The organism is Alysiella crassa DSM 2578, assembly GCF_000745955.1.
Lineage (GTDB): Bacteria > Pseudomonadota > Gammaproteobacteria > Burkholderiales > Neisseriaceae > Simonsiella > Simonsiella crassa.
The window spans coordinates 1-21,978 of record NZ_JQKH01000042.1; the positions used below are offsets into that span (position 1 = coordinate 1).

Genomic DNA, 21,978 nt, shown 5'->3' on the forward strand with positions numbered 1-21,978 from the left:
GCGCTGGCAAATTGAAATGCTGTTTAGCTGCCTGAAAAAACGCGGTTTTGACTTGGAAGCCACGCACATGACTGACCCTGTTAAAATGGAAAAGTTGTTTGCGATTCTGGCAGTTACATTGGCTTGGGCTTATGTCATTGGGCGTTGGCAACATGCGCTTAATCCAATTAAGCCTAAATCTCATGAACGTTTATCGCAAGGTATTTTTCGTGTTGGTTTAGAGCAGCTTGCCAAAGCTGCCATGTTGATGATGGCAACTTTGGACTATTTTTCAAACCCAAAACAGGTCGTCCGATTTTTTGTCGTGTACTGAAAGGCAGCCTGAAAAGATGATTGTATGCCAATGCGCTGCAATGCGCTAGTGTGTGCATGATGATATAAACCATTGATAAATATACATAACATTAATACCAGAAACTTGTTTTTCATCTGTTATCTAAATCTCTTTATAAATCAATTAAATAAATTGCAAATAACAGAATAACACCAATAACATCATTTTTTTGTGTCTTATTTAGCTGGTTTTTCGGCAATCAAAAAACACCAGCGAAAGGGGCTTATTCCCTATGGCTGGTGTGTGGTTTCAGGCTGCCTGTTGTTTCAAGCCGTCTAAATAATCTGCCCATTCTTGCAACATCTTGGCGCGGCTGTCTAAATACTTGGCGAAATTGTAGCTGTCGCGGCTGCTGTTCTTTTCCTTGTGGGCGAGTTGGTATTCTATCCAATCGCGGTTGTAGTCCATTTCGTTTAGATTGGTGCTGGCGGTGTGCCTAAAACCGTGTGGCGTGGCAATGCCTTGATAGCCCAATCGGTGCATAGCTTTATTGGCTGCATTATCGCTTAAGGGTTTGCCTGTAGATTTGTTGTAAAACACATATTCATAATGCCCTGTAAATGGCTTCATTTGTTCCAATAGGGCAATCACTTGGCGGCTTAATGGTACAAGGTGGGGAATACCGTTTTTCATCTCTGTTTCTTCTTTGCGCCACAAGGCAGCCTGAAAATCAATTTCCGCCCATTTGATTAGGCGCAATTCGCTGGGGCGTGTAAACACATAGGGGCTAATTTGCAATAGGGTACGCACTTGAATTGTGCCACCGTAGCCATCTATGCGGCGCAATAATTCGCCGATTTCTTTTGGGTCGGTAATGTGGGGGAATGGCTTTTGTTTCACTTGTGCCAATTCACGGCGCAATTCAGAAGCTGGATTAAACACACACAGGCGCAATACAACTGCATAAGAAAACACCTGATTAACCACATCATAAACCTTGTGGGCGGTGTCGTATTTTCCTGCCTGTTCAATCTGTTTTAATACGTCCAAGACTTCAAGGGGCATGATTTCCGCAATGGGGCGTTTACCCAAATAGGGGAAAACGTGCAATTCAAGGCTACGAATAACACGGCTCGCATGGTCGGGTGTCCATTTATCGGGGTGCTTGGCGCGGTCGGTGTGCCATTTTCGGGCAATGGTTTCAAAGGTATTGATACGGTTTTCATGTTGCTGGGTTTTATTGGCTTGTTTTTCTTCTTTGGGGTCTATGCCGCTCGTAATTAATAAGCGTGCTTTGCTGCATTCCATACGCGCTGTTTTTAAATTCAATTCAGGGTATGTACCTAAATGGAAAGTAACTTGCTTTTTTGTGATGGGGCTGGTGTATTTCATGCGCCAATATTTTGAACCATTGGCGCGGATTTCTAGGTACAAGCCGCCACCGTCTGAAAGCAGCGTAATACCGCTACTAGGTACATTTGCATTTTTACATTGTTGGTCTGTTAGTTTCATAATATCAATAAGTTAGAAATTTTATTAGGTACATTTCCAAAAAAATGGGCTAAAAAAGGGGGATTTGGGGGGCGAAAATCAGCCGTTTTTGGCTGATGTACCTAGAAATGTACCTAAAAACTCATGCGCAGTCCAGCATATTCAGGCATACTGCAGACACTAAAAAACCCCTAAAATCAAGTGATTTCAGGGGTTTAAGGTGTTCTAGGAAACCCTAGAAAACAGAGTTTGGTGGAGGCGGGGGGAATTGAACCCCCGTCCGAAAGTCCTCTACAAAGTGTTCTACATACTTAGTCTTGCCAATTTAGAAATCTTATTCCCCGCGCGCCGACAGACAGGCTTTTGGGAAACCAGTTACCTTCAATCTCGCCCCCTGCCAAGTAACCCAACAGAGAACCAGTTAATGTAAAATGATGTTGCGGTGGGTTACCCCACACAGCCCATTAACCAACTGCTGCAACAGCTTGGCATTAAGCAGCCAAAGCGTAAGTTTCGTCGTTTGCGACTATTTTGATTCAGTGTTTTACGCGTAACTGAAAACGCGGTATGCCCACATTTGCTTCGCAACCCCCGTCGAAACCAAGGTCGCCCCCAAATGAAGAAAGTGCATTGTACACAGTTTCAGGCTGTCTGAAAAGTCTTTATAATGCCCATACTTAAAATTTTAGGAAAACAATTATGTATGATGTAAACACCCACGATGTGCGCCGATTTTTCGCCCATGTTTGGCAATTGCGATTTGCGCCCGTGCAATTAGACGCTTTGCAAATGAAAGCCCTACGCATTTTACAAGCGCATACAGAATATGCTCATATTCTTGATAATATTGAACAATATTTGGATTATGAATGGACACCCGACAAAGGCGAAAGCAATCCCTTTTTGCATTTGTCCATGCACTTGTCCATTCAGGAGCAGGTGGGGATAGACCAGCCTTTTGGTATTCGTGAAATTCACGCGCAATTGTGCGCCAAACACAATGATGATTGGGTTGCCGCCGAACATGAAATGATGGAAGCACTCGCGGAAACTTTATGGGAAGCACAGCGTTTTGGGCGCGGTTTGGACGTGAATAATTATATGACTAAATTGCGAAAATTGGTCAATTTAGGCGCGGAAGATGAAGCGCGTATTAATCCGCATGAAGTGGGTTTGTCCGATAAAATCAGTATGCGCGAATAAAATTTCAGGCAGCCTGAAAGGTATTAAATAATGAAAAATTCTTTCAAAACAAAATGTTTTATTATTTTATTGACTGCTTGTTTTAGTCAAATCAGTTTGGCGGAACAAACCATACCAACCACGACAGCGCGTCTTGTAGATAAAAATAAGACATTTACAACGTGGTATGCAACACATATTTTTGGTGCTGGAATAGATTTTCGCTTGAAACCGTTGACTGCACCATTGGCATATCAATGGAGTGTGATTTATGAATATGGTTTGGGAGTGCCAAAAAATTTGGTGGTGGCACAAGCATTGCATTTGTATAGCCAAAAAGTCAAAATTTATCAAATGGATAAAAGAGTTGCGCTGTTTGTACCACCTTTACCTGATTTGGATAATTTGAGTGAGGCGGAATTGTCTGCCGCTCAAACATTAGCCGATAAGATGTGGGCAATTTCGCAAGATAAAAATCCCGACAAATATATTCCCAAACAATCCAAAATATTGGCTTTGCTGAAGGAATATACGCAATAATAGTGTTTTCAGGCTGCCTGTTTATGTAAAACAAATATATACAGGCAGCCTGAAAACCTCAAGCTTCACTCCCACCAACCGTCAAACCAGCGTCAATTCGCAAAGTCGGCTGTCCTACGCCCACAGGCACGCTTTGCCCATCTTTACCGCACACGCCCACGCCTGTGTCCAAAGCCGTGTCATTGCCAATCATGGAAATATGCTTCATCACCTCCGCGCCACTACCGATAATGGTCGCGCCTTTGACAGGGTAGAGCAGCTTGCCTTTTTCCACCCACCACGCTTCACTCGCGCTGAACACAAATTTGCCACTGGTAATGTCCACTTGCCCACCGCCAAAGTTTACCGCGTAAATGCCTTTGTCTATGCTTTCAATGATTTCCTGCGGTTCATGGCTGCCGTTTTCCATAAAGGTGTTGGTCATGCGTGGCATGACTACGGACGAATAATTTTCACGTCTCCCATTGCCCGTAACGCCCACGCCCATCAAACGCGCATTGGTTTCGTCCTGCATATAGCCTGTCAAAATGCCGTCTTCAATCAAGACTGTGCGACCTGTTGGGTTGCCCTCATCGTCCATATTCAGGCTGCCACGGCGGTCGGCGATGTCGCCTTGGTCAATCACGGTAACGCCTTTTGCCGCCACGCGCTCGCCCAGTTTGCCTGTGAATACGCTTGTTTCCTTGCGATTAAAATCGCCCTCCAAACCATGTCCCACCGCTTCGTGCAACAATACACCGGGCCAACCATTGCCCAACACCACCGTCATCGCGCCAGCAGGGGCAGGTCGGGCTTCCAGATTAATCAAGGCTTGCTTAACCGCATGATTCACATATTCTTTAATTTTTTCATCAGAAAAATAAGTCAAATCAAAACGTCCACCACCGCCTGCGCTACCCTGTTCGCGCCGCTCGCCTTGTTTCGCAATCACGGTCAGCGACAGGCGCACCAAAGGACGAATATCCGCCGCGTGTTTGCCGTCCAAACGCGCCACATAAACCAAATCATGCTCGCAGGTCAGCCCCGCCATTACTTGCACAATGCGTGGGTCGGCGGCTTTGGCGATTTGCTCCACTTTTTGAAGTAAAGCGACTTTTTCTGCCGATTGCAGCGTGTGAATGGGGTTGGCGGTGCTGTGTACTGGTTTGCTGAATGTGGGCGTGGGGACACGAATAGGGGAGGAGTTGCCCGCCGCGCCAATCACTTTAACTGTGTTGGCGGCGCGGGCAATGGCTTCCGCCGTCAAACTATCGGCGTAGGCAAACGCGGTTTTTTCGCCCGACACGGCGCGTACGCCAACCCCTTGGTCAATTTGGAAGCTGCCTGATTTCACCATGCCTTCGTCTAAATGCCAGCTTTCAAAGGCGGTGCGTTGACAGTAAATATCTGCATAATCAACGTGATGTGTGCCGATGATGGCAAGTGATTTTGCCAACTCATCAGCAGAAATCTGGTTGGCGTGAAGCAAATCTTGGGAAACGGTGTGGAATGTGTTTTGCATAGAAATAAAGTTTTCAGGCTGCCTGAAATTGGAAAATAGAGTGAAAGATAGCTGAATTATAGCAGTTTTTATTTTGGGGGCGATTGGCTTGATATATGGTTTGAATTTCAAATTCAAAAAATTAAGGCAGCCTGAAAATTGTTTCAGGCTGCCTATTTTTTCTAAAACCGATTAGTGGTCAGATGCTTCTGCCGCACCAATGCCTGTCATAGAGCGAACATATTGTGCTTCAAAGCCTTCTTTGTCTTTCTTCGCTTGTTCAGAGTTGTCCAACAAAGACACGATGATGGAAACGATGAACGCCAAAGGAATCGTGAAAATCGCAGGGTTGCCGTATGGGAAAATGGCTTCTTTGTTGTGCAACACACTTACCCACACGCTTGGACCCAAGATAATCAGCAAGAATGCGCCAATCAAACCAGCGAAACCGCCCACTACCGCGCCACGAGTCGTCAAACCTTTCCAGAACATGCTCAACATCAACACGGGGAAGTTAGCCGAAGCCGCCACCGCAAATGCCAAGCCCACCATAAATGCTACGTTTTGATTTTCAAACGCCAAGCCCAAGATGATGGACAATACGCCCAAAGCCAAAGTTGCCATTTTGGAAACGCGCATTTCTTCTTCTTGCGATGCTTGACCTTTGCGGATAACCGAAGCATAAATATCATGGCTTACCGCAGATGCGCCAGACAAAGTCAAACCTGCCACCACCGCCAAAATCGTTGCAAATGCCACCGCAGAAATGAAGCCCAACAACAAGTCGCCACCCACCGCTTTGGACAAGTGAACCGCAGCCATATTCGTGCCGCCAATCATTTCATAAACGCTCTTACCATTTTTGGTAACTTCATGGAAGAAATTGGGGTCTTTGGTCAAGAAAATAATCGCGCCAAAACCAATAATAAACGTCAGCAAATAGAAATAGCCAATGAAACCTGTTGCCACCACCACCGATTTACGCGCCTCACGCGCATCGGGTACGGTAAAGAAACGCATCAAAATGTGTGGCAAACCTGCTGTACCAAACATCAACGCCAAGCCCAAAGACAATGCGTCAATCGGATTTTTAACCAAACCACCAGGGGCAAGAATGGCTTCGCCTTTTTCGTGGGTGCCCACGGCTGCCTGAAACATGCCTTCAAAGCTGAATCCTGTGTGTTTCAATACCATCAGCGACATGAATGTTGCACCGCCCAACAGCAATACAGCTTTAATCATTTGCACCCAAGTGGTTGCCAACATACCGCCAAACATCACATAAGCGACCATCAACACGCCCACCAAAATCACGGCAAACAAATAGTCCATACCAAACAGCAGTTGAATCAGTTTACCCGCACCCACCACTTGCGCGATGAGATACAGCAACACCACCACCAGCGAACCACCCGCCGCAAACAAACGCACAGGTTTTTGCGCCAAACGGTAAGCCGCCACATCAGAGAATGTGAATTTACCCAAGTTACGCAAACGCTCCGCCACCAAAAACAACACAATCGGCCAGCCCACCAAGAAACCTGTTGAATAAATCAAGCCATCATAACCTGATGTGAACACCATTGCCGAAATCCCCAAAAATGAGGCTGCCGACATGTAATCGCCCGCAATCGCCAAACCATTTTGGAAACCCGAAATGCCACCGCCGCCTGTGTAGAAATCTTTGGTGGATTTATTTTGTTTGGCTGCCCATTTTGTGATGTACAAAGTTGCACCCACAAAAATAAAGAACATAATGATGGCAGTGATGTTTACTTTTTGCTTTTCCACATCGCCTGTGAGCGCGTCAGCCCACAAACTGCTTGAAGCCAGCAAAGCCATTAAACCAAAAAGTGATTTTTTCATTTTTGCGCTCCCATTACTTCTTTGACCACTTCTTGAGTCATGTCTTCGTATTTACCATTTGCCAGCCACACATACACGAGTGTAATCAGGAAAGCAAAAATAATCATTGCCACGCCTGCGTAAATACCCAATGTAATGATGCTGCCTTCGTGAACTTGAGTGCCTAATAATTTAGGGTCTGTGCCAATCACCCAAATAAAACCCACATACACAAAAAACATAATGGCTGAAAATGTCCAGCCCAATATGGATTTTTGTTTTGCCATGCGCTGAAATTTGGGGTGCGCCAAAACTTGTTTGGCGAGTTGTTGTTCTTGTGTCATTTTATGTTCCTTTTCATGTTTTTCAGGCTGCCTGTAGCTGCCTGAAAAGGTGTTTTACGAAAAAAGATGAGTGAATTAAACCGTAAAATGTATGTGCTTGCACAATCATGTTTTCCGATGTGTGGGATTTGTTTTGCTGATTTGATGGAGTTATCTGATTGATATGACTTAATTTATTTTTTGAATAAAGCAGTTAATGTGTTATTGTCATATTTTTTGATGGCTGTAATTTGTCGCGCTGATGACTAAATAAGGACACTTTGATTTTATTAGTAAAAATACTTTTCAGGCAGCCTGAAAACACGTTTACAATAACGCTACACAAAACTACGGAAAAAGACACATGGACATCACGCAATTGAAAGCGTTTATTGCAGTCGCGCACTGTAAAAATTTGACTCAAGCGGCGGAAACGCTGCATTTATCACAACCTGCTGTTTCGGCGCAAATCAAGGCTTTGGAAGCCTATATTGGCACGCCTTTGTTTGAACGCCATCGTAGCGGCATGAGCTTAACCCGCGCTGGCGAAGTGTTTTTGCCTGAAGCGGAATTGTTGTTGCAACAAAAACATCGTTTGGAGCGTTTTGCCGAAACGCTGTCGGAGCATTATGTGCAAAGCGCGCAATTGGGCTTGATTCACCCGATTGCCAGCGACCGAGTTACCGAACTCACCAATTGTATTATGTTGAAAAATCCCAACACGCAATTGCACATTCAATACGGCATGAGTGGGGAAATTTTAACGCGTTTGGTGGCAAAAAAGTTACACGGCGGTTTTTTCTTGGGGCATTTGCGCCAACGCAGTATCCAGAGTATTTTTTTGGAAAACATCGCTTATTCATTGATTTGCCCTATGCAGGACGAAGCGCGTTTGCGCCAAGATTTGCCCAAAAGTTTGAATCATTTCACATGGATAGAAATGTCGGGCATTTCAGGCAGCCACAAGAATTTGCAACAATTTTGGCACCGCCACAAACTCACGCCGAAAAAACAAATCATTTGTGATTATCCGAAAACCATTATTGATTTGTGTGCTTCGGGGGTGGGTTTGGCGATGGTGCCGAAACACGCGGCGTTGGAGGCGCAAAGTCAGGGGAAACCCATTGCTTTGATTGATGAATTTGAACAGTCTTTGCCTTTGAATTTTATTTATTTGGACGAATTTGGCGAAGACCCGATGTTGAAATTATTGTATGAATGCGTACAAAATGCGTGGGACGTGCGCATGTAAATTTATGATAATATAGTGAATTCAATTTAAACCAGTACAGCGTTGCCAGCTCCCTGTTGTCTTGTCCTGATTTAAAATTGAATAATAAGGCAGCCTGAAAACAATTTCAGGCTGCCTTATTAATTCATATTAGGATTTATTTAACCAAAAATACCGCGCAAAATCAGGAAACTCATCACCGCCAACAAACTTGCCGCAGGCAGCGTAATCACCCACGCCAAACCAATCGGTTTCATCATTGCCCAATTTGCGTTTTTGTTCACCAAGCCAATGCCCAATACTGCGCCCACCAAAATATGCGTACTGGAAACAGGTAAACCCAACACGGAAGCCAACATCACCACCACCGCCGCCGCCAGTTCGGCTGAAAAACCTGAAGCAGGGTGCAATTCCGCCAAACCTTTACCCACCGTCTGAATCACTTCTTTACCAACAAACCACAAACCCACCACCAAAGCCACGCCAAAAGTCAGCATGGCAATCGGCGGCACAGGTGCGGATTTGCCCACGCTATTGGTGCGCAACACGTCCATAATTGCGGAGAATGGACCAATTGCATTGGCAATATCGTTTGCGCCATGACTGAAGGCAAATGAACAAGCGGTAACCACCTGCATCCATGAAAAAATCATAAAAGTGGATTTTGTCAAATCTTTGCGTTTCAAGGTTTTAGAGAATAAATAAGTGGCAAACCACACCACCGCCGCAATCATCAGCATAATCAGGCTGCCTGCAATCGCGTTGACTTCTAAATGTAAATTATTCAAACCTTTGAATACGACAATGGACGATACCATGATACTCGCCATTGCCGCCATCGCAGGCACCCAAGTTTGCAAGGCTTTGAGCGCATAGACTTTATCTTTGCGTTCTTCAAATTCGTGCATTTTTTTGTAGTATTCAGACTGCAATTCATTGGGGTCGTAATCGGCTTCGGCATAAATGTCTGCGTCTGATGCCATTTGTTGGGTCAAAGCGATTTTTTCTTCTTGGTCTAAATTGTCCATTGCCAATAAATGTTGTTCTTTATAGGCTTTTTTCTCGGCTTTGATGGTTTTGAGTTCATGTTCGGCACGCGTGTTGTAATCCAAAACCAATTTTTTCACATAATAAAACACGCCATAACCCGCCGCCGCGCCCAGCACAGGCGACAAAACCCATGAAATCGCAATTTGACCGATTTTGCCCCACTTCACGGTTGCCCAAACATTCACATCGTCATTGGCAATCAAAAAACCCAGCGTGAGCGAGCTGCCGACAATACCGCCAATAATCGCGTGTGTCGTGGAAACAGGCAAACCTTTAAACGTGGCAATCAGCAACCACAACGCCGCCGCGAGTAGGGCAGACATCATAATAAACACCAAATCCAAGGGTTGCATATTAAAGCTGTCTAAATTCACAATACCGCTTCTGATGGTGGCGGTTACTTCACCGCCAGCAATAACCGCGCCGCTTACTTCAAACACGGCGGCAATCAGCAAGGCTTGCGGTACGGTTAAAGTACCCGCACCAACCGATGTACCAAATGAATTGGCAACGTCATTGCCGCCAATATTGAACGCCATAAATACACCAAATAAAGTTGCTAATAAAAACAACATGGTATGATTGTATTGCGTGTAACCTAAACCCCAGTAAACGAAATAACCAACCATGCCAATTAATAAAATGGCAAATGCGGTATTGGTTTTTTTCATTTGGGGGAGTGCAGTTGTATGTTGATTTTGGGGCATAATTGCTCCTATACATCCTTATAATGTGGGTCTTTCCATGTTATGATTTTGTGAATGTTTCAGGCAGCCTGAAAACGTGTTCACATCATCAAAATAAAACGCATTGCCCGTGCGCCAATATCCTGTCGCAAGGGAAATGCGTTTGTGTTCGGAAAGACTTGTTTAATAAAATCATTTGTGCAAAATGGGGGAATATGCGCCTTTTGCGCGCGCCCATTATTCAATAAGTGTTTTGTTTTGTAAAGTCTGTTTTTAATTATTTGATTAACATAAGGAATTTTAATATGGCGAGTCGTCAAGAAATGTTGGCATGGTGCGATGAAATGTTGCAAGTGGGGCTGTATAAAGATTATGCGCCCAATGGTTTGCAAGTGGAAGGTGCTGAAATTATTGATAAAATTGTCCTATCGGTAACGGCAAGTGGCGCGGCGATTCAATATGCGGCGGCGCAAGGGGCGGATATGTTGCTGGTTCATCACGGCATGTTTTGGAAAAGCGAGCCTGTTACGATTACGGGTTGGAAAGGCAAACGCATTGCCAATTTATTGAAAAATAATATTAATTTGGTTGGATACCATTTGCCTTTGGACGGACACGCTCAATGGGGCAATAATGTGCAATTGGCGGCGAAATGTGGGTGGCAGCCTGAAAAACAGTTTGGCGAACAAAATTTGTTGAATTTGGGCGTGTTGCCTGATGAACAGAATACTTTGGCGAAATTGGCGGCGCATTTGGAAACGGTGTTGGGGCGAAAACCTGTGTGTGTGGGCGATTTTTCAGGCAGCCTGAAACGCGTGGCGTGGTGTACGGGTGGGGCGCAAGGCTTTTTCCAGCAAGCGATTGACGCAGGCGCAGATGTGTACATTACAGGCGAAATTTCCGAAGCGCAATATCATTTGGCAAATGAGACGGGCGTGGCGTTTATCAGCGCGGGTCATCATGCGACTGAGCGTTATGGCGTGCAGGCTTTGGGTGCGGCGTTGGCGGAGCAGTTTGGTGTGGCGGTGGATTTTTTTGATGAGAATAATCCTGCGTAAAATCGGGATTCATCCATTTCAGGCTGCCTGAAAGCGATACAATTTGGCAACAAATAACACCGAATTACACCCTAAATTCACATTTTCAGGCAGCCTGAAAATCAAACAAAACCACAACTTAAATGTTTTCACAATTTGAACCACATCAAACACAGCTGTAAAAACTTTACCTAAATTTAAAAAAACCTTAAGCAATCCCTGAAAATCGGTTAAAATAAAAGCTGTTTAAATTAAGGGTTATTTGTCATCAGATGGCAAGTTGCCCTTACTGAATATTTCAAATACTTGGGATATAAATAAATGGATAATAACGAAATCAACAAGGAACGCCGCCGCTTTCTCACACTTGCCACCGCAGGCGCAGGCGCAGTGGCTGCCGCAGGTGTGGCAGTACCGTTTGCCGCTAGCTGGATGCCATCTGAAAAAGCGAAAGCAGCAGGGGCATCTGTGGAAGTAGATGTTAGTAAAGTAGAAGCTGGGCAATTAACCATCGCCGAATGGCGTGGCAAACCCATCTTCATCTTAAACCGAACGGACGAGCAGCTAAAAGATTTAGCCACGCTAGACAGCAGCTTGACCGACCCCAATTCAACTGCCGACCAGCAGCCTGAATACGCCAAAAACCCCACCCGCGCCATCAAAGACAAAGAAAACGTATGGGTGGGCATTGGCATTTGTACCCATTTGGGCTGCTCACCAACCTATCGCCCTGATGTGGGTGCAGCAGATTTGGGTGGTGGCTCATGGAAAGGCGGTTTCTTCTGCCCTTGTCATGGTTCAAAATTTGACTTGGCAGGTCGCGTATTTGCAGGCGTACCTGCACCAGCGAATTTGGTCATTCCGCCGTACAAATATTTGAGCGACAACGTGATTTTGGTCGGTGAAGACTGATAAGGGGAACACAAATGGAAAACCAAAAAAGTTGCAATAAGGCAAAAGCCTTGCTGGATTGGGTGGACGCGCGTTTCCCCCTATCAAAAATGTACAACGAACACGTTGGAGAATATTACGCGCCCAAAAACTTTAACTTCTGGTATTTCTTTGGTTCATTGGCATTATTGGTACTCGTGATTCAAATCGTGAGTGGCATTTTCTTGACCATGAACTTCAAACCAGATGGCACCACCAATGCCCAAAACCTGCCTGTGGCATTTGCGGCAGTGGAATACATCATGCGCGATGTGTCGGGCGGTTGGATTATCCGCTACATGCACTCAACAGGTGCGTCCATGTTCTTCATTGTGGTTTATTTGCACATGTTCCGTGGCTTGGTGTACGGTTCATACAAAAAACCGCGTGAGCTGGTGTGGGTGTTTGGTTCATTGATTTTCTTGGCATTGATGGCAGAAGCCTTTATGGGTTATTTGCTGCCATGGGGTCAAATGTCATTTTGGGGTGCGCAGGTAATTATTAACCTGTTTGCCGCCATTCCCGTGATTGGCCCAGACCTGTCCACATGGATTCGCGGCGACTTCAACGTGTCTGACGCAACCTTAAACCGTTTCTTTGCCTTGCACGTTATTGCCGTGCCTTTGGTGTTGATTGGTTTGGTGGTGGCGCACTTGATTGCCCTGCACGAAGTGGGTTCCAACAACCCAGATGGCGTGGAAATCAAAAAACTCAAAGATTCCAACGGCATTCCATTGGACGGCATTCCATTCCACCCCTACTACACCGTTAAAGACATTTTGGGTGTGGTGGTGTTCTTGATTTTCTTCTGTGGCGTGATGTTCTTTGCGCCCGAAGGCGGTGGCTATTTCTTGGAAAAACCGAACTTTGACCCAGCCAACCCCATGGTTACACCACCACATATTGCACCCGTTTGGTATTTCACACCATTTTATGCGATTTTGCGTGCTGTACCGTCTTTTGCGGGTACGCAAGTTTGGGGCGTGTTGGCAATGGGTGCGGCGGTTGTGTTGATTGCCTTGTTGCCATGGCTTGACCGTTCGCCAACCAAATCAATCCGTTATCGTGGTCCCATTTTCAAAACGGCATTGGTGTTGTTCATTATTGCTTTCATTGGCTTGGGTATTTTGGGTGCGATGGTGGCAACCGACTTGCGTACTTGGGTGGCGCGCATTTTGTCCATCATTTACTTTGCCTTCTTCTTGTTGATGCCCATTTACACCAAAATGGACGTGGATAAACCCGTACCAGAGCGTGTTACCATGGGTACAACCAAGCAAAAAGTGATGTTCTTTGTGTATGTTGCCATTACCTTGATTGGTTCATACCTGTTTGCTGTCAATATTTAAGAGGCTGCCTGAAATGAAAAAAGCATTGAAAAACACGATTGCTGCCTTGTTGTTGGCAGTTCCCATGAGTATGGCGAATGCAAGTGGCGGCGGTCATTACGAACACGTTGAATTGAACCCTCGCGACCAAGTGAGTTTGCAACGCGGCGCACAAATTTTTGTGAACAACTGTTTGTCTTGCCACTCGGCTTCCATGATGCGTTTCAATCGTTTGCAAGACATTGGTTTAACAGAAGATGAAATCAAAAACAATCTGATGTTTACCACCGATAAAGTGGGCGATGTGATGCAAGCACATATCAAACCTGCAGACGCGAAAAAATGGTTTGGCAACACGCCACCTGATTTGACCCTGATTGCCCGTTCACGCGGCTCGGATTACATTTATGCCTATTTGCGCGGTTTCTACAAAGATCCGAAAACGCCAACTGGCTGGAACAATACGGTTTTACCGAATGCCGCCATGCCACACGTTTTGTGGGAACAAGAAGGTGTGAAATCTGCAAAATTGGACGCAGATGGCAAAATCGTATTGAAAGAAGATGGCACGCCTGATTGGACTTGGGAAAGCACAGGCAAATTGTCGCGCAAAACCAAAGAAGGCGATGTGATTACCGCCGATTACGATGAATATGCGCGTGATTTGACCAATTTCATGGCGTATATGGCAGAGCCAGCGCAAGTTCAGCGCAAACAAATCGGTTATTTGGTGTTGTTGTTCCTGATTGCCGTGATGTTGCCATTGGCGTATTTCCTGAAAAAAGAATTCTGGAAAGACGTTCATTAATTTAAAATAGGCAGCCTGAAAACTTTTCAGGCTGCCTTTATTTTGGGCTACTCGTCTAACCATTTGGAGAAAAAACCATGTTACAACAAGATAATACCATTGCACTGGTGATTGACATTCAAGAACGCCTGATTCCCGCCATGAACGATGGCGCGGATTTTGTGAGCAAATCTTGTCAATTAATTAAAGGCTTGAATATTTTGAATATTCCCACCATTGTTACCGAGCAATATCCCAAAGGCTTGGGCAACACGGTGGCGGCGGTGCAGGATTTGACGGCAAATGCGCCTGTGTTTGAAAAAACACAGTTTTCTGCTTTGACGGCAGATGTTCAGGCTGCCATTGATGATAAAAAACCTAAAAATATCATTGTTTTGGGTTGTGAAACGCATGTGTGCGTGTTGCAAACGGTGCTGACTTTGCGCGAACAAGGTTTGGCGGTGTATTTGCCACAAGAATGTTTGGCTTCACGCACATTAGCCAATAAAAATAATGCTTTGCAGCAAATGCAGGCGGTGGGCGCGGTGGTGTCCAATGTGGAAAGTGTGTTGTTTCAATTATTGGGCGACGCGAAAAATCCTGCGTTTAAAGAAATTTCTAAATTAATTCAATAAGTTTTCAGGCAGCCTGAAAGGTATTTCAGGCTGCCTGAATATTCACATTATCCAAAATCAAGAATACAGCAAATGTAGGGGTGCTCGCACCCACCGTGTTTTATCAATTCTACCAACCACCCCGATATTTCAGGCAGCCTGAAAGAAAAGGTAGATAATTGAAAAATAATAAAATACAAAAAACTATGCTTGCTTGTATCACAAGCCATATTGTGAATAATGCTAGCACAATTACTAAAGCAAGGGAAAGGCTTTTTGGTAAAATTTGTTCGGTTTATAATAAGCGGTTTGTCGGGGGCAGCGTCCTGCCACGCGTGTTTGCGCCATGACGAGCCTACAGCAAAAACACAATTCAGGCTGCCTGAATATTCACATTATCTAAAATCATGAATACAATCATTACTTTAGCTACACAATCTGATTTGCCCGAAATTGTCGCCATTTACAATTCCACCATCGCCAGCCGCCGTGTAACGGCAGATTTGCAGCCCGTGAGCGTGGCGAGCCGCCAAGCGTGGTTTGACGCACACCAAAAACCGAATCGCCCGATTTATGTGATGAAAAATCAAGCAGATGGGCAAATTATCGCATGGGCAAGTTTCAGCGATTATTACAGCCGCGCCGCTTACGATATTACCGCCGAAATCAGCCTGTATGTGCATGAACAGGCGCGTGGCGGTGGCGTGGGCAAGCGGTTTTTGGCGGAAATGTTGCGCCGTGCGCCTGAATTGGGGATTCGCAATGTGATTGGCGTGATTTTCGCGCATAATCAAGCGAGTATCGCTTTGTTTCAGTCGTTTGGTTTTGCGCAATGGGGCAGGCTGCCTGAAGTGTGTGATTTGGACGGCGTGTTGGCGGATATTGTTTTATTAGGTAAACAAATCAATGAGTAAACTGGGAACGCCACCGCTTGCGCCGAAAGTGGTGGCGGCTTTGGCGGAGTTGGGGATTTTCAGGCTGCCTGAATTGTGTGCGTTTAATCCGTGCCGCGCATTTTTATTGCTGAAACAAATGGGTTTGAGTGTTACGCAAAGTGTGTTTTGGCAATTGGTGGCGTTGTGTGAAGATTGTTTGCCACACGAATTACCCGCCGAACAACGCGCCAGTTGGCAAGAAAAATTACAGAATTTTCCACCTGTTGCGATTTTTCCACCTGAAACGGAAATGGTGTATTTTATGCAATTGGCTTTGGCGCAGGCGGAACAGGCGGCGCAACGGGGCGAAATTCCTGTTGGGGCGATTTTGGTGGAAAATGGCAAAATTTTGTCTATGGCGCATAATTGTTGCGTGGTAAATCACAGCGTTTGCCAGCATGCGGAAATGCAAGTAATTGAACAGGCTGGACAAATTTTGCAAAATTATCGTTTGCAGGATTGTGATTTGTACGTTACGTTGGAGCCGTGCGCGATGTGCGCTGGGGCGATTGTGCAGGCGCGGATTCGGCGGGTGATTTTTGCGGCGCATGAGCCGAAAATGGGCGCGGCGGGCAGCGTGTTAAATATATTTGCAAACAAAAAGTTAAATTCGCATACGGCGGTGCATTCGGGGGTGCTGGCAGATGAAAGTCGGGCGATTTTGCAGCGATTTTTTGCGGCGCGGCGGAGATGAGTTTCAGGCTGCCTGAAAATATAAAATATTGAAAAATGAAGAAAATTTATTTATTGCTGGTATTGTTATTGAGCAATATGAGACTTTATGCTTGCCCACCGCCCAATATTCCCGATGAGTATCAGGTTCGTTGCGACCCTTTGGATATGTCTGCTGATGGCGAATTGATGTTGTTTCACGATATGAGTCCTGAACGCAAGATAAATTGGATGATTCGCCCTTGCGTTTGGTTTTCGGGGCGAGTGATGTGGGCTTGATTAATCGGCACGGGCGCGTGATTATTCCACCGAAATATTTGTCTATTCAGGGTTTGTCTGTGCAGCATAAAAATGTGATTGTCAATCAAAGACATTCTAGGAAAAAGGTGTATTCAGGTATGATGGATAGGCGGCTGGGGCATGTGGTTTTGCCGCTTGAATACGATGATGTTTGGTTGATTGGCGATGATAAGGCGATTGTGGAACAGGCTGGACGTTACGCGATTTTTGATGAACACGGTCGGGCGCAAACGCCGTTTCGGTATTCGCTGATTGAATTTGGCGAGCAAAAAATACGCAAATTCGCCACCGCACCACTGAAGCTGGAAAATCGGCAAGCCAATCCGCAATTGCGTTATGGGGTGATGAATGGGGCGGGTAAGGAACTGTTGCCTGATATTTATGTGAATGTAGCGCATTTAACTCGGGAAATCACATTGTTACATGATGAACAAGGTCAGAGTTGGTTTGTCAATTCATTAGGACAAAAGTGGCAAATTGCTGCGGGAAATGAAATTATGTGGGTGTTTGAAGAGTGGGTTTTGGTGAAAAATACGCAGGGGCAAGTGGCTTTGTTGAATCATGCAGGACAAGAAATTATCCCATTTGGCACATTTGATAAAATGTTTTTGGAAACCAAGAGTAAGCGTTTTTTGATTCAACAAAATGGGCAATGGGGTTTGGCGGATTTGACAGGGAAGATTTTGATTAAACCGCAATATGAAAGTGTCTTTCATCGCAGCATAGATTTTTCTGGGTGGGCGCGTTTTTTCTTTACCAATGGCAATGTTTGGGACGAGTATGATGTGGACGGGCGATGGTTAAGGTTTCATCCGATTTGATTTTCAGGCTGCCTGAAACCTTTGTAAAACCCTATTTTTTGAACTTTTTTGAAAAGTAAATTTCTTAAAATTCAAAATATTATAGTAGATTCGATTTAAATCAGGACAAGGGGACTGCGACCGTCGTGTACACCGAGTACATAATGGAGCTGGCAACGCGGTACTGGTTTAAATTGAATTCACTATAATTAACAAACAGCCTGAAAATTTTTCCATTCAATCAATCACTATCCTGCCCACTCTGATACAAAATCCACAACGCAATCCCCGACACAAACAGCGAAAAGGTAAAATCATCGGCACTCATCATCAACCACGCAGGCGCATTCAAAATCACAAACGCCACCATCGCCACAATGCGCGTACTGGTTTCCACAGATTCGCGCAATTCAGGCTGCCTGAAACTTTGCGATTTGGCTTTGTTTACCAAACCAAAGGCTTCCAATTCCAAGCGTGTCATCGGCACGCTACGGCTATATGCCAATTCATGCCGCGACAATTCCGCGCAAATTTTCGCGCCGCCTTGCTGATAATCCGTGTAATGGTTCACATCGCCCGCGCGAATATGCCAGTAAAACGCGCCCGCCGCGTAACTCACCCGTCCGCCGTAAGTGTACAATTTGGACAAACCCACCGCTTCATTGTGCCGATTCAAACGCGGAAAATCGTGTAAAGTCTCCGACACAAACCATTCATCATCGTGCGTTTCCACCAGCCACAAAAAGCCTTTTTGGGGCGAATACAGCAAATATTCACGCCACCAGCCCATAGGTACAACATAATCAGCTTGATTGTCCATTAATTTCCAAGCGTCTAGGCTGTCAATTTCTTCGTAGCGTACCGCGCCAATCACCACATATTGATTGCCGCGAATTTTCCCTTTTCTGCCAATGGGCAAGGGTAGGGCGGTTTCTTGGGCGTGGCGCATGGCGTTGGCTTCACGCAATTGCGCTTTGCCCTCGCTCACTTTGATGTCGCTACCGCAACTGCCGCAAATCACCGTATTGCTCACGCCGCCCACCCAATGAATCGGCGAACCGCAACTCGGGCAATTTTCCGCCATGCGCGAACCTTTCAGGCTGCCTGCACTTTGGCGGATTTGATGTTCATCGCGCGTGTTTTGCAGAACCAAATCGGCTAATTTCACCGTTTTACCCATAAACGCAGTGGGCGGTTGCGTGTCATAATCCAAAGTCAAAAACGCATTTTCGCAACGAAAATCCGCCACCCGATTATTCATCACTTCAGGCAGCCTGAATGGCAATTCGCCTTGCGCCGCCGCATTTTCCAAGACAATTTGGCGCACATCGCTCGCCACAAAACGCTTGCCGATTTCAATCGTGCTTTCGCCAGCGCGTAAACTGTGAAATTCGGGCAAAGGCTGGTTTAACTGAATTTCGCGCACCAAAACATAAATATCGCCCACTTCAGACAGCCAACCATTTGTGCCATCATCAAAACGCGCATACCACTCGTTCCACATACCGCCATCGTAGCGCACTTGCAAACGCCCAATCAGCGCAAAATTTTTCGCGCCAAAACGCCCCATCGTGCCAATTTGCAAAGGCGAAAAATCGGACAACAATGCCGAATCGCGCCCCGTGTCGTGCAAACTGTTGTCTTGGCGCACCAGCATGGAGCTGCAATACGAACACACCACCGTAACCGCCGTTGCCGAGTGAACGTGGACGGGCGCCCCGCAACTGGGACAAGATGTGTGAAATAGGGGTTCGGACATTTTTCTTTTACCTTTCAGGCTGCCTGAAAGTCCTAGCGGACAAAAAATAAATTATTTAAAATCAGATGTTAATGCCATCATGCCAGCTTGTTTGTACGCTCTTTTGTCAAAGGTTACGGTTTGTTGGCAACCATTTAATTCATTGATTTTGCGAATTAAAATATCTGAAAAATCGGCATGGCTGTTTTTGTAAATATGCAACACTTCTGTTAATAAAATTTTGTTTTCAAAAGTAAAAATGGGCATGCACAATATTTCATCTAAAATCATGGCGATGTATTCGCGTGGTTTTTGATAATGGCGAGACAAAACCCAAATCAATTCCACTATCACCACATTATTGATAAAACCTTGATTTTCCAATGTTAAATTTTCCAGAAAATTGCTGGCGATTTTGGCTTGAACATCATCATCTTGCGTTAAATAGCGCACCAAAACATTGGTGTCTATGCCCGTTTTATTCGCCATACACCGCCCCAAGTTCAATGGCTTGATTGATTTCATCTATGCTGGCGACTTTTTCTGTTTTTACAATCCCTTTGAGACGGCGAATGTCCCCTTTGGGGTAATCGGGTTTGAATTTTTGCATAATCAATTCCGCCACGCTCACGCCTTGTTTTTGTGCTTCGTGGACAATCATTTGTTCAATGTGCAAAGGTAAATCAATAATCATGTTTTTGCTCCCAAAAAATGCGTTTCAGGCTGCCTGAAAATGTTTTTTTAATTTGTAGGGTGCGTACCACGCACCAAATTTCAAATTAAAAAAATTATCTATAACTAATTAACCAATATTCAAAATAACAATATCGCTCACTTTTTCTAATTCTCCAAAAATAAATAACATTTCATTAAAATAATTCATATCCAAATCACCATCTCCTGAAAATTCAATTCTCTGGGTTGCTTGCCTTAATAAATTTTTCTTTTCAATAGAAATGGGGGTGTCGGAAAAATCATTTTCAAAAAAATTTTTATCTACAATTTCTTGGGCTTCTTCAATAACAAATTCATCATCATTCCAAGTTAAATAAAATGAATGTGTCATTAAAATCCAAAACTAATTTATTTGGTTTTGGCTGAATAAATTTGATTTCTGAACCAATTTTATCTTGATAATAAGATTGTAATTGCACGATAAAATCAGAAAAATTAACTTTTTTCGTTGGTAAAACATAGACTAAATGTTGATAAAATTCCATAAATATCTCTAAAATAAATTCATTACCACGCACCCAATTTCCCAATTTGGTGCGTGGTACAACCCTACAAATTTACCCAATCAACTGCTTCAACACTTCCGCTTTTGCCGCGTCATAATCTTCTTGCGAGATTAAACCATTGTCCAGCAAAGTTTTGAGTTTGGTCAATTTCACTTGTGGGTCTTCCGTTTGCGGCGCGGCAGCCTGAACGGCTTGATTTGGCTGATTTTGTGGCGACATCATGCCTGCCATTGCGCCAGCCATCGCCTGACCAATCCCCGCGCCCACGCCCAAACCCGCACCAATGCCCGCAATGCCGCCTTCGTTTTGCGCCGCCATTGGAATGGCTTGTGCGGTTTGGAATTGCGTGTATTTGCTCAAATCGCCCACAATGCCCATGCTGATGCGGCTGTCCAATGCCTTTTGGATTTCTTCGGGCAATGTGATGCTTTCCACCGTGAAATTTTCCAGCGTCAAACCCAATTTGGCAAATTCAGGTTTCAGCAATTCCACCATTTTTTGCGACAGGAAAACTTGGTTCGCTGCCATGTCCAAAAACGGCACGCCAGACGTGGCAAAGGCGGTTGCCAGTTGCGTCATGGCGATGTTTTTCAACTGATTTTCCAGTTGTTCGCCCGAATAGCTTTCCACCACACCCGACACTTCGTTGAAAAACACGGCAGGGTCGGCAATGCGATACGAATACATGCCAAACGAGCGCAGTTGCACAATGCCAAATTCGCTGTCGCGCACGGTAACGGGTTGGGCGGTTCCCCAACGTCTGCCGATTTGCTGGCGCGTGTTGAAAAAGTAAACATCTGATTTAAATGGCGATTGGAAGAGTTTGTCCCAATTTTTCAAATTGGTCAAAACGGGCAAGGTTTTGGTGGTCAGCGTGTAACGTCCCGCGCGGAACACGTCTGCGGTTACGCCTTCGTCCACAAACATCGCCATTTGGCTTTCGCGCACGGTCAGGCTTGCGCCATTTTGGATTTCTTGGTCGGCAATAGGGAAACGCCACACGAGTGTTTCTTCATCGGGATTTTCCCATTGAATCACGTCAATAAATTGTTTTTTAATAAAATTAAACATGATGATTTTCCTTTGAGTTGGGTTAAAAAAATGGTTGGGGAAATAGGTTTTCAGGCTGCCTGAAACTTATCCCCTCTCCCGCTTGCGGGGGATTAGGGTCAGACCTGACAAGTTCTAAATCATTTTCACAATACGGTCAATCCGATTGGCAAATCTTGCCAACCAATCTTTCCATTTATTGAAGCCATTAAATCGTGCAATATTTAATGCCCAACTCATTAGAACCGAATAGCAAGCTGCGGTATTCTTATTGCGAATAAAAGACTTATCTTCATTTAACTGAACATCTTTTACCCAATGTAATTTATTTTCAATCTGCCAATGTTGCATAATACCTTTTGCAAAATATTCTGCATTGTCATGGCAAATATTGCTTAAATAAAATCTATATTCATGATGATAAGTGCCATTATTTTGTAAGTA

Annotated in this window: 23 protein-coding genes, 1 other RNA gene and 1 pseudogene; 13 read left to right on the forward strand and 12 right to left on the reverse strand. The window is 44.9% G+C overall.

Annotated features, from left to right (window positions below; all coding sequences use genetic code 11):
- Positions 1-313: pseudogene (locus tag Q338_RS14855) on the forward strand (hypothetical protein); the annotation flags it as partial.
- 270 nt (positions 314-583) lie between these two features.
- On the opposite strand, the gene Q338_RS07340 reads toward Q338_RS14855, so the two are convergent.
- Both Q338_RS07340 and ssrA read right to left on the reverse strand, forming a co-directional pair.
- Positions 584-1,786, reverse strand: coding sequence for a tyrosine-type recombinase/integrase (locus Q338_RS07340; RefSeq protein ID WP_034293669.1), 1,203 nt, complete (start codon positions 1,784-1,786; stop codon positions 584-586).
- 229 nt (positions 1,787-2,015) lie between these two features.
- Positions 2,016-2,379, reverse strand: a transfer-messenger RNA (tmRNA) gene (ssrA, locus tag Q338_RS14070).
- Between the two features lie 85 nt (positions 2,380-2,464).
- Between ssrA and Q338_RS07345 the strand changes: the two genes are divergently transcribed.
- Entirely contained in the window at positions 2,465-2,968 is a 504-nt protein-coding gene (locus Q338_RS07345; RefSeq protein ID WP_034293672.1) for a DUF1841 family protein, read from the forward strand.
- 30 nt (positions 2,969-2,998) lie between these two features.
- Positions 2,999-3,487, forward strand: coding sequence for an SEL1-like repeat protein (locus Q338_RS07350; protein WP_034293674.1), 489 nt, complete (start codon positions 2,999-3,001; stop codon positions 3,485-3,487).
- Between the two features lie 58 nt (positions 3,488-3,545).
- Here the strand turns inward: Q338_RS07350 and tldD are convergent, their stop codons facing one another.
- From tldD to Q338_RS07365, 3 genes are all read right to left on the reverse strand, one after another.
- On the reverse strand, positions 3,546-4,988 hold the full coding sequence (tldD, locus tag Q338_RS07355) for a metalloprotease TldD (RefSeq protein WP_034293676.1): 1,443 nt from the start codon (positions 4,986-4,988) through the stop codon (positions 3,546-3,548).
- 171 nt (positions 4,989-5,159) lie between these two features.
- Positions 5,160-6,833 carry a cation acetate symporter gene (locus Q338_RS07360; RefSeq protein ID WP_034293679.1) on the reverse strand — a complete coding sequence of 558 codons (1,674 nt, stop codon included), beginning with the start codon at positions 6,831-6,833 and terminating at the stop codon, positions 5,160-5,162.
- A complete protein-coding gene (locus Q338_RS07365) occupies positions 6,830-7,156 on the reverse strand; it encodes a DUF485 domain-containing protein (protein WP_034293681.1) in 327 nt (108 codons plus the stop codon). Before Q338_RS07365 ends, Q338_RS07360 begins: the two co-directional genes overlap by 4 nt.
- Before the next feature lie 343 nt (positions 7,157-7,499).
- On the opposite strand from Q338_RS07365, the gene Q338_RS07370 reads away from it, so the two are divergent.
- Positions 7,500-8,387, forward strand: coding sequence for a LysR family transcriptional regulator (locus Q338_RS07370; protein ID WP_034293683.1), 888 nt, complete (start codon positions 7,500-7,502; stop codon positions 8,385-8,387).
- Positions 8,388-8,527: 140 nt separating this feature from the next.
- On the opposite strand, the gene Q338_RS07375 is transcribed toward Q338_RS07370, so the two are convergent.
- Complete coding sequence (locus Q338_RS07375) at positions 8,528-10,123, reverse strand: inorganic phosphate transporter (protein ID WP_034293684.1); 1,596 nt, start codon at positions 10,121-10,123, stop codon at positions 8,528-8,530.
- Between the two features lie 284 nt (positions 10,124-10,407).
- Between Q338_RS07375 and Q338_RS07380 the strand changes: the two genes are divergently transcribed.
- The 9 genes from Q338_RS07380 (at position 10,408) to Q338_RS07415 (ending at position 17,526) form a co-directional block, all read left to right on the forward strand.
- Positions 10,408-11,160: a Nif3-like dinuclear metal center hexameric protein gene (locus tag Q338_RS07380; protein WP_034293687.1), complete on the forward strand. Its 753-nt coding sequence runs from the start codon at positions 10,408-10,410 to the stop codon at positions 11,158-11,160.
- A gap of 300 nt (positions 11,161-11,460) precedes the next feature.
- Positions 11,461-12,051, forward strand: coding sequence for a ubiquinol-cytochrome c reductase iron-sulfur subunit (gene petA, locus Q338_RS07385; protein WP_034293690.1), 591 nt, complete (start codon positions 11,461-11,463; stop codon positions 12,049-12,051).
- A 14-nt stretch (positions 12,052-12,065) separates the two neighbouring features.
- Positions 12,066-13,418 carry a cytochrome b gene (locus Q338_RS07390; protein WP_034293693.1) on the forward strand — a complete coding sequence of 451 codons (1,353 nt, stop codon included), beginning with the start codon at positions 12,066-12,068 and terminating at the stop codon, positions 13,416-13,418.
- A 13-nt stretch (positions 13,419-13,431) separates the two neighbouring features.
- Positions 13,432-14,205 carry a cytochrome c1 gene (locus Q338_RS07395; protein ID WP_034293695.1) on the forward strand — a complete coding sequence of 258 codons (774 nt, stop codon included), beginning with the start codon at positions 13,432-13,434 and terminating at the stop codon, positions 14,203-14,205.
- 77 nt (positions 14,206-14,282) lie between these two features.
- Positions 14,283-14,819: an isochorismatase family protein gene (locus Q338_RS07400; protein ID WP_034293698.1), complete on the forward strand. Its 537-nt coding sequence runs from the start codon at positions 14,283-14,285 to the stop codon at positions 14,817-14,819.
- Between the two features lie 386 nt (positions 14,820-15,205).
- Complete coding sequence (locus Q338_RS07405; protein ID WP_034293699.1) at positions 15,206-15,712, forward strand: GNAT family N-acetyltransferase; 507 nt, start codon at positions 15,206-15,208, stop codon at positions 15,710-15,712.
- On the forward strand, positions 15,705-16,427 hold the full coding sequence (gene tadA / locus Q338_RS07410; protein WP_034293701.1) for a tRNA adenosine(34) deaminase TadA: 723 nt from the start codon (positions 15,705-15,707) through the stop codon (positions 16,425-16,427). The genes Q338_RS07405 and tadA overlap by 8 nt, the downstream gene beginning before the upstream one ends.
- Before the next feature lie 35 nt (positions 16,428-16,462).
- Positions 16,463-16,684 carry a hypothetical protein gene (locus Q338_RS14485; RefSeq protein WP_147293663.1) on the forward strand — a complete coding sequence of 74 codons (222 nt, stop codon included), beginning with the start codon at positions 16,463-16,465 and terminating at the stop codon, positions 16,682-16,684.
- Positions 16,648-17,526 carry a WG repeat-containing protein gene (locus Q338_RS07415; protein WP_169815856.1) on the forward strand — a complete coding sequence of 293 codons (879 nt, stop codon included), beginning with the start codon at positions 16,648-16,650 and terminating at the stop codon, positions 17,524-17,526. Before Q338_RS14485 ends, Q338_RS07415 begins: the two co-directional genes overlap by 37 nt.
- Before the next feature lie 220 nt (positions 17,527-17,746).
- Here the strand turns inward: Q338_RS07415 and Q338_RS07420 are convergent, their stop codons facing one another.
- The 6 genes from Q338_RS07420 to Q338_RS07450 all read right to left on the reverse strand — a co-directional run.
- A complete protein-coding gene (locus Q338_RS07420; RefSeq protein ID WP_034293705.1) occupies positions 17,747-19,264 on the reverse strand; it encodes a DUF4178 domain-containing protein in 1,518 nt (505 codons plus the stop codon).
- 51 nt (positions 19,265-19,315) lie between these two features.
- Complete coding sequence (locus Q338_RS07425) at positions 19,316-19,732, reverse strand: PIN domain-containing protein (RefSeq protein ID WP_034293708.1); 417 nt, start codon at positions 19,730-19,732, stop codon at positions 19,316-19,318.
- The gene (locus Q338_RS07430) at positions 19,722-19,937 is read right to left on the reverse strand and encodes a hypothetical protein (protein ID WP_034293712.1); all 216 of its coding nucleotides are present in this window, start codon (positions 19,935-19,937) and stop codon (positions 19,722-19,724) included. The genes Q338_RS07425 and Q338_RS07430 overlap by 11 nt, the downstream gene beginning before the upstream one ends.
- A 108-nt stretch (positions 19,938-20,045) precedes the next feature.
- Positions 20,046-20,309: a hypothetical protein gene (locus Q338_RS07435; RefSeq protein ID WP_034293715.1), complete on the reverse strand. Its 264-nt coding sequence runs from the start codon at positions 20,307-20,309 to the stop codon at positions 20,046-20,048.
- A gap of 226 nt (positions 20,310-20,535) precedes the next feature.
- Positions 20,536-21,555 (reverse strand): SPFH domain-containing protein, encoded by a 1,020-nt coding sequence (locus Q338_RS07445; protein ID WP_034293721.1) that lies wholly within the window; start codon positions 21,553-21,555, stop codon positions 20,536-20,538.
- A 114-nt stretch (positions 21,556-21,669) separates the two neighbouring features.
- Positions 21,670-21,978, reverse strand: a 309-nt coding sequence (locus tag Q338_RS07450) for a transposase (RefSeq protein WP_156961055.1), incomplete at its 5' end; no start/stop codon positions are given.

Excerpts from the sequence above, each read along its gene's own strand:
- Q338_RS07340 (WP_034293669.1), bottom strand. The coding sequence starts at position 1,786 with ATGAAACTAACAGACCAACAATGTAAAAATGCAAATGTACCTAGTAGC.
- Q338_RS07345 (WP_034293672.1), top strand. The coding sequence starts at position 2,465 with ATGTATGATGTAAACACCCACGATGTGCGCCGATTTTTCGCCCATGTT.
- Q338_RS07350 (WP_034293674.1), top strand. The coding sequence starts at position 2,999 with ATGAAAAATTCTTTCAAAACAAAATGTTTTATTATTTTATTGACTGCT.
- tldD (WP_034293676.1), bottom strand. The coding sequence starts at position 4,988 with ATGCAAAACACATTCCACACCGTTTCCCAAGATTTGCTTCACGCCAAC.
- Q338_RS07360 (WP_034293679.1), bottom strand. The coding sequence starts at position 6,833 with ATGAAAAAATCACTTTTTGGTTTAATGGCTTTGCTGGCTTCAAGCAGT.
- Q338_RS07365 (WP_034293681.1), bottom strand. The coding sequence starts at position 7,156 with ATGACACAAGAACAACAACTCGCCAAACAAGTTTTGGCGCACCCCAAA.
- Q338_RS07370 (WP_034293683.1), top strand. The coding sequence starts at position 7,500 with ATGGACATCACGCAATTGAAAGCGTTTATTGCAGTCGCGCACTGTAAA.
- Q338_RS07375 (WP_034293684.1), bottom strand. The coding sequence starts at position 10,123 with ATGCCCCAAAATCAACATACAACTGCACTCCCCCAAATGAAAAAAACC.
- Q338_RS07380 (WP_034293687.1), top strand. The coding sequence starts at position 10,408 with ATGGCGAGTCGTCAAGAAATGTTGGCATGGTGCGATGAAATGTTGCAA.
- petA (WP_034293690.1), top strand. The coding sequence starts at position 11,461 with ATGGATAATAACGAAATCAACAAGGAACGCCGCCGCTTTCTCACACTT.
- Q338_RS07390 (WP_034293693.1), top strand. The coding sequence starts at position 12,066 with ATGGAAAACCAAAAAAGTTGCAATAAGGCAAAAGCCTTGCTGGATTGG.
- Q338_RS07395 (WP_034293695.1), top strand. The coding sequence starts at position 13,432 with ATGAAAAAAGCATTGAAAAACACGATTGCTGCCTTGTTGTTGGCAGTT.
- Q338_RS07400 (WP_034293698.1), top strand. The coding sequence starts at position 14,283 with ATGTTACAACAAGATAATACCATTGCACTGGTGATTGACATTCAAGAA.
- Q338_RS07405 (WP_034293699.1), top strand. The coding sequence starts at position 15,206 with ATGAATACAATCATTACTTTAGCTACACAATCTGATTTGCCCGAAATT.
- tadA (WP_034293701.1), top strand. The coding sequence starts at position 15,705 with ATGAGTAAACTGGGAACGCCACCGCTTGCGCCGAAAGTGGTGGCGGCT.
- Q338_RS14485 (WP_147293663.1), top strand. The coding sequence starts at position 16,463 with ATGAAGAAAATTTATTTATTGCTGGTATTGTTATTGAGCAATATGAGA.
- Q338_RS07420 (WP_034293705.1), bottom strand. The coding sequence starts at position 19,264 with ATGTCCGAACCCCTATTTCACACATCTTGTCCCAGTTGCGGGGCGCCC.
- Q338_RS07425 (WP_034293708.1), bottom strand. The coding sequence starts at position 19,732 with ATGGCGAATAAAACGGGCATAGACACCAATGTTTTGGTGCGCTATTTA.
- Q338_RS07430 (WP_034293712.1), bottom strand. The coding sequence starts at position 19,937 with ATGATTATTGATTTACCTTTGCACATTGAACAAATGATTGTCCACGAA.
- Q338_RS07435 (WP_034293715.1), bottom strand. The coding sequence starts at position 20,309 with ATGACACATTCATTTTATTTAACTTGGAATGATGATGAATTTGTTATT.
- Q338_RS07445 (WP_034293721.1), bottom strand. The coding sequence starts at position 21,555 with ATGTTTAATTTTATTAAAAAACAATTTATTGACGTGATTCAATGGGAA.